The sequence below is a fragment of the Paenibacillus sp. G2S3 genome, assembly GCF_030123105.1.
Lineage (GTDB): Bacteria > Bacillota > Bacilli > Paenibacillales > Paenibacillaceae > Paenibacillus_AQ.
Genome location: NZ_CP126095.1, coordinates 3,824,465 through 3,837,342, shown reverse-complemented (window position 1 = coordinate 3,837,342; position 12,878 = coordinate 3,824,465). Strand labels below are relative to the sequence as shown.

General features: G+C 43.4%; 12 protein-coding genes. 8 read left to right on the top strand and 4 right to left on the bottom strand.

What is annotated here, in order from left to right:
* Positions 1–112 precede the first annotated feature (112 nt).
* The 4 genes from QNH28_RS16775 to QNH28_RS16760 all read right to left on the bottom strand — a co-directional run bounded on the left by QNH28_RS16775 (position 113) and on the right by QNH28_RS16760 (position 2,460).
* Entirely contained in the window at positions 113–976 is an 864-nt protein-coding gene (locus QNH28_RS16775; RefSeq protein ID WP_283912181.1) for an IS3 family transposase, read from the bottom strand.
* An 11-nt stretch (positions 977–987) separates the two neighbouring features.
* Positions 988–1,305, bottom strand: coding sequence for a transposase (locus tag QNH28_RS16770; RefSeq protein ID WP_036683594.1), 318 nt, complete (start codon positions 1,303–1,305; stop codon positions 988–990).
* A gap of 330 nt (positions 1,306–1,635) precedes the next feature.
* Complete coding sequence (locus QNH28_RS16765) at positions 1,636–1,848, bottom strand: hypothetical protein (RefSeq protein WP_094868883.1); 213 nt, start codon at positions 1,846–1,848, stop codon at positions 1,636–1,638.
* A 99-nt stretch (positions 1,849–1,947) separates the two neighbouring features.
* Positions 1,948–2,460, bottom strand: coding sequence for a MogA/MoaB family molybdenum cofactor biosynthesis protein (locus QNH28_RS16760; protein WP_283907693.1), 513 nt, complete (start codon positions 2,458–2,460; stop codon positions 1,948–1,950).
* 171 nt (positions 2,461–2,631) lie between these two features.
* Between QNH28_RS16760 and QNH28_RS16755 the strand changes: the two genes are divergently transcribed.
* From QNH28_RS16755 to QNH28_RS16720, 8 genes are all read left to right on the top strand, one after another.
* Positions 2,632–3,657 carry a CobW family GTP-binding protein gene (locus tag QNH28_RS16755; RefSeq protein WP_283907692.1) on the top strand — a complete coding sequence of 342 codons (1,026 nt, stop codon included), beginning with the start codon at positions 2,632–2,634 and terminating at the stop codon, positions 3,655–3,657.
* 94 nt (positions 3,658–3,751) lie between these two features.
* Complete coding sequence (locus QNH28_RS16750) at positions 3,752–4,099, top strand: four-helix bundle copper-binding protein (protein WP_283907691.1); 348 nt, start codon at positions 3,752–3,754, stop codon at positions 4,097–4,099.
* Positions 4,100–4,300: 201 nt separating this feature from the next.
* Positions 4,301–5,851 (top strand): response regulator transcription factor, encoded by a 1,551-nt coding sequence (locus QNH28_RS16745; RefSeq protein WP_283907690.1) that lies wholly within the window; start codon positions 4,301–4,303, stop codon positions 5,849–5,851.
* A 200-nt stretch (positions 5,852–6,051) separates the two neighbouring features.
* Complete coding sequence (locus QNH28_RS16740; protein ID WP_283907689.1) at positions 6,052–7,014, top strand: ABC transporter permease; 963 nt, start codon at positions 6,052–6,054, stop codon at positions 7,012–7,014.
* Between the two features lie 18 nt (positions 7,015–7,032).
* Positions 7,033–7,902: a carbohydrate ABC transporter permease gene (locus tag QNH28_RS16735; RefSeq protein ID WP_283907688.1), complete on the top strand. Its 870-nt coding sequence runs from the start codon at positions 7,033–7,035 to the stop codon at positions 7,900–7,902.
* 29 nt (positions 7,903–7,931) lie between these two features.
* The gene (locus QNH28_RS16730) at positions 7,932–9,605 is read left to right on the top strand and encodes an extracellular solute-binding protein (RefSeq protein WP_283907687.1); all 1,674 of its coding nucleotides are present in this window, start codon (positions 7,932–7,934) and stop codon (positions 9,603–9,605) included.
* 75 nt (positions 9,606–9,680) lie between these two features.
* Positions 9,681–11,423 carry a sensor histidine kinase gene (locus QNH28_RS16725; protein WP_283907686.1) on the top strand — a complete coding sequence of 581 codons (1,743 nt, stop codon included), beginning with the start codon at positions 9,681–9,683 and terminating at the stop codon, positions 11,421–11,423.
* Between the two features lie 3 nt (positions 11,424–11,426).
* A complete protein-coding gene (locus QNH28_RS16720; RefSeq protein WP_283907685.1) occupies positions 11,427–12,719 on the top strand; it encodes an ABC transporter substrate-binding protein in 1,293 nt (430 codons plus the stop codon).
* The last annotated feature ends 159 nt before the right edge of the window (positions 12,720–12,878 follow it).

The window sequence follows — 12,878 nt, the reverse complement described above, 5'->3', positions numbered from 1 at the left end:
TATTACAAATGTTAACGGACTCCAGAGCAGCTATTAGCAAAAAAAGCATCAAAAAAGATCCCTTTTCTAATGAATAGGGACTCTGGTGGACCTCTGTCAAGAAAGTGGACAGTCACGCAACAGACATTCTAGTCAATTGCTCAGCAAAACGAACTGGAGAAAGATACCCCAGTGCACCATGCATTCGCTTGCGGTTATAGTAAAACTCAATATATTGAAAAAGTGTTTGGTAGGCTTGCTCCTTAGTTTTGAATCGTGGATTACAATAAATGAGCTCCTTTTTCAAAATGCTGTGCCACGACTCGATACAGGCGTTATCATAACAGTTAGCTCTGCGACTCATGCTAGACTCCATGCCGTACGCTTTCAACTGTTTCGTGTATTCATGAGAGGTATATTGAGAACCTCGATCGGAGTGATGTAATAGACCTTTTTCCGGCTGTTTTGCTGCGTAAGCATCTTGTAAGGCTCCCAAAACCAGACTAGTTTCCATGTGGTTCTCTAAGCGCCACCCCACGATTTCACGCGTGCAAAGATCCATCACACTAGCCAGGTACAAGCGACCTCCCCGGCATGGAATGTATGTAATGTCGGTAACCCATACTGTATTGGGTTTGAGTATCTTAAATTGCTGGTTCAGCGTATTCGGGGCAATCGGATGGTCATGATTGGAGTCGGTGGTCTGTACGCGATACGTTTTGGACACAATGGAGCGAAGCTTCATATGTCGCATATACACACTCACCGTGCGTTCGGTAATGGTATAGCCTTCTTGATGTAACAGGCGGGTGATCTTCGGACTCCCATATCGCTTTTGATGGTCTACAAAATGATACTGAATTCGCTTCATTATCGCAGCCTTACGAAGCATATGCGTACTGGTTTTTTCTGTCCGCCACTTGTAGTACCCGCTCCGTGACACATGTAGGGCCTTGCACATCTTCTCCAAAAGAAACTCGGAGCGATGCTTTTCAATAAACTGGAATCTCAGTTCCTTGGTTTGCTGAAGATGTGCACTGCTTTTTTTACGATTGCTAATTCCTCTTCCACATCGGCAATCTTGTTATCTTTTTCCTGAAGTTGACGGCTCATTTCTTTCAACTGTGCCTCGAGTTCCCGTACTCGATCCACGCTAGCTGCTGGTTCATTCTTTAGTTCTCGATACTGGCTCATCCATTGATGCAGGGTACTTTTTGGGATGTTGAGCTCTTCCGCCAAGTCGCCTACTGTCTTTGTTTGCTCTTGAATGAACTGCACTGTCTGTTTTTTAAATTCTTCGTTATACCGTTGTCGATGTTCTCCCATGTGAACACACCTCCGTGGACTCATTATCGCCAGTCTGTTAACTGCTGTCCACTTTTTATTCTAGCTCCAGTATGAACTCTATATTATCGTACAAAGCTCCCCGCACGAGTATTAAGCTATAGGGAACCGGAAATAGAAGTGATAATCCGGTTGCCCAAACAGGAAATACCACTGGAGGTATACGAACCCCGCCGAACAACTCCTTGGGCGCTTGAAAGTTGTAATACATCAGACCCGAGTCCCGTGAAAAAAATGAGAGAAAGCCCTGTGCATTTAGCACGGGTCTGTCTCTCACTTATAGGGGACTTTTAATAGTGTTGTGAAATAGAGTTATCTTCCGCCTCTAGGCATCATGTTATTATCGCAAAAAACATCTTTCACAGAATAGGTGTAGCAATGGCGAGGAACGGGTACACAGTGATGACGTCTTACGATTTCAACAGGATGAATCACATTTACTACTTGTGGGTGGAAGTGATCTTGATAAACCACCTTTGGTGGGTCAGTAACCGTTTGGGCCGGGCATTTTGGACATTCAGACATTTCCTTCAGCTCCTTTTGTGTGTGGACTTACCGTATTATACGCACAGAACAAAAGCCTGCTTGGTTGTTTGTCTATTGTATTTAAAAATGGGTATTAGCTTAACGCTTGTAAATTTCACGCATCACATGGCGAAGTTCCGGGATAATTAACCGTTCCATAGCCAGTTTTACGGCTCCTGTAGAGCCGGGCATAGAAAAGATTGCGGTTTTTCCCATGGTGCCAGCAATGGCTCGACTAAGAATAGCGGCCGAACCGATGTCCTCTGTGAAGCTTAGCATCCGAAAAATCTCACCGAAACCAGGTAATGTTTTATCAAGTAAAGAGGCAACAGCTTCATAGGTCGTATCCCGTGGAGAAATTCCTGTTCCACCTGTCAGGAGTACGGCTTCTATTCCAGCGTGGTCGACGCATTTATACAAAAGCTCACGAATATCCTGATAATTGTCTTTAATAATGGTGCTGCCTGTCACTTCATATCCGGCTTCTTCGAGCATAGATCTAATCAAAGCTCCTCCGGTATTTGTTTCAGTAGTTCTGGTGTCCGAGACGGTAATGATATAGCAGGAAACGGTTTGTGGCGCTTCTTTCCGATGTTCTTCAACAGATGACAAATGGCTCAACTCCTAAACTAGAGATGTTATCATGATAGGGTATGACTGAAATAAAGACAAGCTAACTAAACTCACTGAATTCAACTGGAATTTTGGGTGCCGCTTGCGTGCTTCGCGCGCATGTAGTACACTCGCTACACATAACTGTAATTTGCTGGGGAGCGATGAAACATGGAACAGGTCGTACCTGTGTATATATTGTCAGGATTTCTGGGGAGCGGCAAAACAACATTGCTGCAGCGCCTACTAGATCATTGGAAAAATCAGGGTTTACGCCCTGCAGTAGTGATGAATGAGCTGGGTGAAGTGAATTTGGATGGATTACTAGTTGAGCAAACTGTCCCTATGGCAGAACTACTTGGTGGATGCATATGCTGTTCTATCCGAAGTGATCTTAGTACAGAACTTGCTACACTGATCAAGAAGGAGTCTCCGGATGTCGTCGTGATTGAGGCAACAGGCGCTGCGAACCCGCTGGAAATTGTGGATGGCGTAACCGAGATTTCGTTGTATCAAAAAGTAGAACTGAAAAGCTTGATCACCGTCGTTGATGCCGCGCATCTTCTTGAGCTGTATCGTGCACAGCAGGGGGCAACTTATCGTTTGATGCAGGAGCAGATTCGCTGCGCTTCTATCTTGCTATTGAATAAAATTGATCGTATAACCGCTGAAGAAGCGGAAGAGGTTACCTCTGTACTGCGGAAATGGAACGCTTATGCACCTATCCTGCCAACTGTACGTTGTGAGGTGGAAACGGAGGAACTGCTGCGTGATGCAGGTGGAGTTCTTACGGATGCACAACTGGAAGAGGTTGAGGACGCGAGTGAAAGCTTCTTGCATGATGAAGATGAACACTCTACTAGTGGTACACATGCTACCCACGATCATGTTATGGCGTATACACATTATTTTAAACGCCCGGTAAACAGTGAGGAATTCGAACAGTTTGTTAAGGAACTACCGCGTGATGTATACAGAGCTAAAGGGATTGTGACCTTTAATGATACCTCCAGTCGGTTTCTTTTCCAATATGCCTATCGTGAAGCTGATTTTATGAAAATCACACCACAGGGCGAAGTGCCAGACGTAGCCGTATTTATCGGTGAACATTTCTCATCTAGTGAACTGCGCACTAGGCTGCTGGAGATGGAGGGACGTACCTTCGTTCGTCCTAACTCTATTAAGAGAAGTCTATAATCAGATCTCCTTGTCAGAAGTTGTAATGGTTCATTCCTAATCTTGTAGGTTAATAGTATCGCATACCCTATAAAAATACAGGAGGTTTAAGGCTATGACCCGAATTCAATATCAGGAGTGCATTGACGCTTGTTTAGAAAGTATGAATGCCTGTAATTATAGCTATGTCTCAAGCCTAAAAGAATATGATCTTGCTTCTCTGCGTGAAAGCATGCGGCTAGATCGTGAATGTGCGGATATTTGCTCTTATGCCATACAAGCGATGACTCGTCAAAGTCCGTTTGTAGGCGGAATCCTAAGATTATGTGCAGAAATTTGTGAAGCCTGCGCGGACGAGAGCAGCAAGCATATACATAATCACTGTCAGAAGTGCATTGATGCCTGCCGTAGAGCTGCAGAGGCATGTCGTTTGATTAGCGATGCTGTTGAGGTTTATGCGTAAATACGTGTATCCTAATTCTCATATATGAACCGATAACCAGATTGTTGCTATAGAAATATAGCAATAGTCTGGTTTTTTTATATCCACATTACTTGCTAATGGTAGTAAAAAAGGAAATGACCCTGTAAAATGCTAATTACATACAGATTTAACTTCATGCATATTTATGATAGCGCTTACAATAAAGAATGGAGGAGTATCATGCAAAAGGTGCTTTTGGTGGATGATGAGTTTATTATTTTGGACGGTATTTCATCCGTAATGAACTGGGGGGCACTGGGCACAGAGCTTATCGGAACCGCACAAAATGGCTTGGAGGCATTAGAAATAATCAAGCAAGCTATACCTGATATTATTATTACCGATATTCGGATGCCAGGAATGGATGGTCTGGAGCTGGTGGCGACGGTTACAGCACTTTATCCTGAGACCTCTTTTATTATGCTCACGGGCTTCTCTGAATTCGATTATGCCAAGATGGCGATGCAGTACGGGGTTAAGCATTATCTACTGAAGCCATGCAGTGAAGAGAGCCTGAATGAGGCACTTAGCGAGGTAGTTCAGAAACGAGAGGAACGGCAGAATGAGGAGAACTTTATTTTGTCGATAAAATATGGTCTGGAACGTGTACTTCCCCATGCCAAAGAACAATTCCTGAAGGAGCTTGTGACGAACAAGACCTATGGTGTGGAAGAATGGAAATATTTTGGCGAGCTGTTTGGACTGAATTTTCAGAGTCAACGGGTAAGGCTGCTGCTGGTAGAAGTCGAAGGAGAACATGAATATGAGCATTTATTCGCGATTAGTAATATTTCGGGAGATATTTTTCAGCATCATATTTTAAGCTCTACCGTCGGGCGACGGGTTCTTCTACTAATGGAAGATAAGCTGTCCGAGGCTGCATTGTTTGAGAAAATAGACAGCATCCGCGCCACATTTATGAAATATTATCATATTGATCTGACGGCCGCATTAAGTGAACCCGGAGAGCTGACGCAAGTTAGGCGTTTATTTACACAGACAATTGAATGTCTTAGCCATAGATTTTATCTGGGGGAAGGGAGCTTAATTACAGAAAAAGATATCAGCATCCCTGAGGATGAAGAGGGGCTAGAGCTACAGTTAGATCTCGAGCGATTGGTCATGCTTATGAAAGCGGGACACTGGTCAGATGCCGAATGCGAGTTGCAGACAATTTTACAGCAGCTTCTGAACCTGAGATACGGCATAGCCAAGACCAAGTCTTATTTGATCCAGATCTTTATGGAGATTATTCGTTTGAGCGGTCAGAATAAGATGCAGAGCTATATAGACAAGCTGCCCCAAATGATCGAGACTAGCACGCTTCAGTCCTTTCAACAGTTTGTATTGAATATTGCTGAGGAGATCACACTTGATCGTTATGACCGAAATTGCAGCAAGCAGTCGCAAATGGTGGCAGAGATACAAGCTATTGTAAATAAACGTTATCGTGAGGAGACTTTAACCTTGCAGACTGTTGCACAGGAGATTTATATGAATCCTGATTATGTTAGTAAGATGTTCAAGAAACAAACAGGGGAGAAGTTTACGAACTATGTCATGAAATACCGCATGCAGAAAGCGCTCGGAATTATTGAAGGCTGTGAGCATTTTACGATAGGGCCTTTAGCTGAAGAAGTAGGCTTTGGAGACAATGTATCTTACTTTAGCAAAGCCTTCAAAAAATTCACCGGGTTCTCCCCTTCAGAATATAAGAAAACAGCTCAATGATCGTTTAAACTTAGAGACAAATCATATACCCTGCGTACTTGCTCGATAAGTACTCTGGGGTATTTTTTGTGTGCGGACAAGTAGGGTTCCACGGTTTTGAACAAATAATTACCGGATATGAACATGGGGAAAAGGGAGCATTGCCTGTAAAGTTATGGGTATCAAGAAGCTAGTCACATTACATACGGGGAGGCCAACCAATGGAGCTTAAGCAGCAGCTGCTGACCAAAAAGTCCGGAGTGAAACCTGGTAAAGTATCTTTTGTAAAAAAAGAACTGCAGCGGAATAAGTACGTGTATATCATGTTAATTCCCGTGGCGCTCTTTTATCTGATTTTTAGCTATGGTCCGATGTACGGTCTGCTAATGGCTTTTCAAAAATCCTATAGTCCTATAAAAGGCATTATGGCAGGGCATTGGATCGGGTTTGATAATTTTAAAATGTTTTTTGAGAGCTATTACTTTTGGCGGATCATTAAGAACACACTGATTCTTAGCTTTTACAGTATCATCTTCGGATTTCCTGCACCGATTATATTGGCTTTGCTGTTAAATGAGGTGCGGAATAAGTGGTTCAAAAGCACGGTTCAAACCGTCAGCTATATGCCGCATTTCATTTCGGTTGTAGTGGTTGTAGGGATGTTGAAAACATTCTCAGCACTGGACGGCGGGCTATTTAACGTAGTACGCGGCTTTTTTGATCTACAGCCTTTGATGTTTCTGGCAGAGAAGGATATGTTCCGGCCGCTTTATATTCTCTCTAACATCTGGCAAGGTGCGGGCTGGGCGTCCATTATCTTTTTGGCGGCGCTTAGCGGAATTGATCCCCAACTATATGAGGCGGCAAAAATAGACGGTGCAGGTCGCTGGAAACAGCTGCTGAACATCACTCTGCCGGGAATTATGCCCACTGTAGTCGTAATGCTGATCCTGCGTCTGGGTGCGGTAATGAATTCCGATTTTCAAAAAATATTATTGATGCAAACCGCTCCAACCTATGAAACCTCGGATGTCATTTCAACCTTTGTCTACCGTTCAGGAGTGCTGGAAGGAAATTATACGTATTCCACAGCCATTGGATTAATTAACGGAATTATAAATTTCTCGCTGCTTTTGCTTGCCAACTCTATTAGTAAAAAAGTGAATTCTACCAGTCTTTGGTGAGGAAAAGGAGGAGGACCCATGCGACGTTCGGCAGGTGAACGTATCTTTGACTGTATTAATGTAGTGCTGCTAGTAGTCATCATGGCTGTATCGATCTATCCGCTGCTGTATGTGCTGAATTCCTCTGTAAGTGACCCGAATGAGTTGCTGCGTTCCAGGTCACTAATGCTGCTACCTGAGGGCTTTCAACTGGAGGCCTACAAAGCGGTATTCCATAATTCAAAAATCTACAGCGGATATTTGAATACGCTTTTTTATGTGACGGTAGGAACTATTGTTAACTTGCTGATGACATCAATTGCGGCGTATTCATTGTCCAGAATGGATCTTTTCGGTAGAAAAACGCTGATGAAGTTAATTACCTTCACGATGTTTTTTGGCGGCGGGATGATCCCAACTTTTCTGCTCATTCAGAATCTTGGAATGGTGGATACCCGCTGGGCGATGATTATCCCTGGGGCGATTAGTACTTTCTATTTTTTGATCATGAAGACTAGCTTTGAGGGGATCCCGATCAGTTTAATCGAGTCGGCGAAGCTTGACGGAGCTAACGATATCTTGATTTTATTCCGAATTGTGCTGCCGCTGTCCAAATCGATTCTCGCGGTTATGACACTCTATTATGCGGTTGACCACTGGAATGATTATGTGGCCCCGATGCTGTATTTGCGTAGTCAGGATCTTTATCCGATTCAAATTGTAATGCGCGATATTCTGATCAGCAGCAGTACGGAGTCGATGGGAGCAGGGGTTGATACAGGGTTTGCTATCGGCGAGAACATCAAATACGCCACGATCATCATCTCGACGTTGCCAATCATGCTGGTGTATCCGTTTATCCAGAAATATTTTGTTCAAGGCGCTTTAATTGGTGCCGTGAAACAATAAATAACATTCATTTATGGAGGCGATTTTGGGTGAAAAGAAAAATAGGGGCCATGATGTTAAGCTCAGTACTTCTTTCTACTTTAGTAGCAGGATGTTCAGGCAGCAATGAAGGAAGTGGTACAGGAAATAAAGCGGGAGATAATTCGGGGAAAACTGAAGCAACTAATGCACCGGTCGAACAGCTAACAGAAATTCCGCTGCCAATTACAAAGGATGCAATGACGATTGATTACTGGCGAGCCAATGATGGCAAGCTCACAGCTTCTTTGGAGAGTTTTGGTGATATGGCCAGCTATAAAAAGAAAGAAGAGCTAACAGGCATCAAAGTGAAGTTTACACACCCACCTCTTGGTCAGCAGAAGGACCAGTTCAATTTGTTGATTTCTACAAAAGAGCTTCCAGATGTCATCTATTATAACTGGGCAGATGCGGTGGGGGGACCCGAAAAATTAATCGAGGATGGACGAATTATTCGCTTAAATGAACTGATTGAACAGTACGCCCCGAATCTTCTCAAGATCATTGCATCCGACCCGGACGTTAAAAAGCAAATCACACTGGATGATGGAACGATCTACATGTTCCCGCTACTGAAGCTTGATGCGCTTAAGCTGAATGCTACTTCAGGTTTGATTATGCGCAAGGATTGGCTAGATAAGCTGGGACTGAAGCCACCGACCACCATTGAGGAATGGCATACTGTTTTGAAAGCGTTTAAAGAAAAAGATCCGAATGGCAACCGGAAGGCAGATGAACTGCCGTTCACAGGAAACTGGGGCCCTGGTGATCTGACGAAGCTACACGACTTCTCTCCCGGATTTGGGGTCATTGGCGGGTTCCAGATGAATGGAGACAAGGTGGAATACGGTCCGATTCAGCCAGGGTATAAGAGCTTCTTGGAAACAATGGCCACATGGTATAAAGAAGGTCTGATTGATCCGGAAATTATGACTAATGATGGTAAAGCCTTTGACTATAAAGTGACGAACAATTTAGCTGGTTCTTATGGCGGCGGTGTCTTTAGCGGTATGGGCAAATTTTTCAACCTGATGCGTGATACTGATCCGAATTTTAATCTTACAGGTGTGCCTTGGCCTACCTCTCCTAACGGAACAGCGTATGCTACTTTTAATATGAACAATAAAGTGCTGACCTATGGTGAAGCCATTACTTCCGGAGCCGATAAGGATAAACTGAAGGAAATTGTTCAATGGATGGATTTCAATTACAGCCCGCAAGGTCATGAATTGTTTAACTTCGGAATCGAAGGTGAGAGCTATGTGAAGGAAGGGGAATCGATTAAATTCACAGATGTTATTACCAAAAATCCTCAGGGCTTAACTTACGATCAGGCGCTTGCTTCTTATGCGCTCTCCATCATGGATGGACCTATCAATCAGGACAGTCGTTATTTGGATGCTTTATTGTTCGACGAGGGACAACGGGAAGCTAATGCTTCATGGATGAAGGCGAGCTCTGATTTGACCCTGCCTCCGTTCCGCCTGAGTGTTGACGAAGCAAGTAAAAGCACATCAATTATGAGCCAGGTCAACACGTATCTGAATGAAACGATGACAGCGATCATTAACGGTCAGAAGGCTATCTCGGAATTCGATAAAATGGTGGATACGATCAAAGGAATGGGCATTGAGGAAGCTATAAAAATTCATCAAGCCGCCTATGACCGTTACATGGCTAAGTAAGCAGATTAAGTAGACTATCCGGGTTATCCATAATGTGGTATACAAGTTATATTACAGGTGCAAAGGAGAGCCCGGATGAAAATTTATCGGAATTTGAGTATTAAAATGAAGGTTTTTCTGATGATTGTCCTAATCTTGGTTCTAATCATAACTACGGCGTTCGGTTCCTTATATTATGCGTATTCTATTTATGACAAGCAGCTGTACGACAAATCTTATCGGCTTCTTAATTTATCATCAACAACGATTGATATGGAGCTTAAAAAGCTTGAATCGATGACACTGACAATGATTGCTGATAAGCAAATTCAGCAAGGGCTAAAAGATTTGCGTAAGGATGATATCGACTTTACGGGCTACTTAACCCGGCAAATGATTACGGAGCGATTATGGAAAAACATTAATATGGATGAACGTTATATTCAATCTGTACATCTAATTGACTCGCAGGGGAAGGTCAGTGGTTATGGGGAGTCAATTCTGTACACGGAGGAGAAATCTGCACGAATGATTCGTGAGGCGGAGGAAGGCAATGGCGCTGTACGTTGGCTGTATCCTGACGACACAGATCCGATGCTGGTCATGGTTCGCGAAGTGCGAGCCTATGATCCCATGACGCTGGATAAGCTGGGAACGCTCTATTTACGCATCAATATTGAGAGATTAGCACAGGACTACGCCGGTGTAGCCGCAGAAGACAGCGATATTATTCTGAAAGCGGGTCAAGATCTGGTATACCCTTATCGGAAAGTTGCAGATGGTGTAACCGAGGTTTTACAGCCTCTGAATTCAGGAACTGGTTATGAGATCAAAGAGATGAATGGGGAAGCTGTGTTTGTATCACAGAAGCAGTCCTCGTACTCTGGGTGGACTTATTACAACTATGTTTCTTACAATGATATTTTTGAAAAAACCATTTGGCTAAAAAATACGATGATCGTCGTATTTGGAATAGTGATAGTGATAATAATTGCGCTAGGCATGAGCTTTGCTCGTAATCTGACTCAACCGATTCGTTCACTGATCAGTCAGATGAAGGAGGTTCAATACGGGGATCTGGACAGTATGGATACTAAGCTAATAGCGCCTCCCCTTCAGCAGATGGATGAGGTTGGGCTATTACAACGGACATTTCGTCAGATGATTACACAAATTAACACATTGATCAAAGAAAACTATGCTAATCAACTGATTATTAAAGAGACGGAATTTAAGGCTTTGCAAGCTCAGATTAATCCTCATTTCCTATATAACTCACTGGATTCGATCCACTGGCTGGCTAAAAAAAGTGAACATGCACAGATTTCGAGTATGGTAGTGTCGCTGGCTTTTCTGCTACGTTCATCGATCAGCTTGAAGCAAAATGTAATTACAGTCGCGCAGGAGCTGGAAATCGTCAAGCATTATATCACTATTCAGAATTATCGGTTTCAGAGTCGCTTGGATTTTCATATGGAGATTCCGGAAGTCTTTAATGCAGTTTCTATTCCCAAGCTAACCTTACAGCCGTTATTGGAGAATGCGATTCAATACGGTGTTGAGACCATGATTGAGCCCTGCCAAATTCTATTGTATGCTGAACCGCTTGATGGCAAGCTAGCGATTGTTGTAGAAGATCGTGGTCCCGGTATGGAAGAGGATTTCCTCAAACGTTTACTGAATGGGGAAGTGGAGACTAGAGGCACAGGTATCGGCCTGCTTAATATCCGCGATCGTGTCAGACTCGCCTTCGGTGACGAATATGGCGTACAGGTTGAGAGTACGGTGGGGTTTGGAACTAAAGTTAGTGTTCTTTTGCCGTTCCCGCAGGAGGTGTAGGTGATGCGTAGATTCATACTCAGTTTGGCACTGCTAAGCATGCTCACAAGTCTTGGAAGCTGCGGGAAACAAAGTGCTCCCCCACCAGAGCAAGTTGCCGAGGAAATTAACCTCCGTATTGCCTGGTGGGGGAGTGACTTTCGTAACAATGCTACAATTCAGGTTATCCATATGTACGAACAACAGCATCCGCATGTGAAGATTGAATATGATTACAGTGCTTTTAATGAATATTGGAAAAAGCTTGCACCTAGTGCAGCCGGCAATGTATTGCCCGATATTATTCAAATGGATATTTCTTATCTGTCTCAATATGGATCGCTGGATTTGCTGCAAGACTTGAGACCTTATATCCAAAGTGGACTCATAGATACGAGCAACATCAGTGGCAGCAACCTCGCAGGGGGTAAACTGGGCGAGCAGCTCTATGGTTTTAACTTGGGCATTAATGCTTTATACAGTGTGTATGATCCAGAAGTTTTGAAGGCACAAGGAATAAAACCTCCGGGGCCAGATTGGAATTGGGAAGATTTTGAGCAGATAGGGGTTACGTTAAAGGAACAAGGAGAAGGGATTTACTTAGGGACTTATCTCACACCGGAGCAGTTTTTTGCTTACTATTTGCGGCAAAATACCGCGAGCTTGTTCTCAAGTGATGGCAAAGCTTTGGGATATAACGATGACCGGTTATTTATCGAATATTTTGGACGCATGCAGCGGCTAATGCAGGATAAGCTGGTTTATGGACCGGATATATGGACGCTGGATATTAATAAGCCTGATCAAGATCCCTTTTATAAAGGGCAAGCACTGTTTGGATGGGGATATTCCAATCAATTTATCAGTACGGTAAAGAGTTATGGGAAACCTCTGGCTATAGCCACCATGCCCGGCCCCAACCAAGACCGTGGCCTATTTCTGAAGCCGGGTATGTTCTTCTCTATTTCGAAAAGCTCGAAGCAAAAGGAGGAAGCAGCAAAGTTTATTGATTTTTTCATAAATAATTTAGAAGCTAATAAAGTGCTTAAAGGTGAACGAGGGGTTCCTGTCTCCTCGGCTATCAAAGAACAGATGAAACCATTTATAGAGCCAGAGCTTGCACAGGTCTTTGAATATATTGAATGGGTGGAGCAAAATAGCAGCCCGATGGACCCACCTGATCCGGTGGGCTCTTCAGAGGTGACTGGTGTATTACGTGAGTTATATGATTTGCTTATGTTCAGTCAGATTACACCAGAGAAGGCTGCAGAACAGTTCCGGCATCGAGCGGAAGATATTTTGTCTCATAACAAATAGACTAAAAGAGGGAAAAGGTTAACGGAAAGCAAACAATTTTATAATAAAAATTTTGAATTTAAGAAAGGGCTGCTTTAGCAGTTCTTTCTTTTTTTGATTAAAATTTAGTCCCTATAAGAGGAAATTCGTAGGGAACCGGAGAATTAACAGTAGATATGA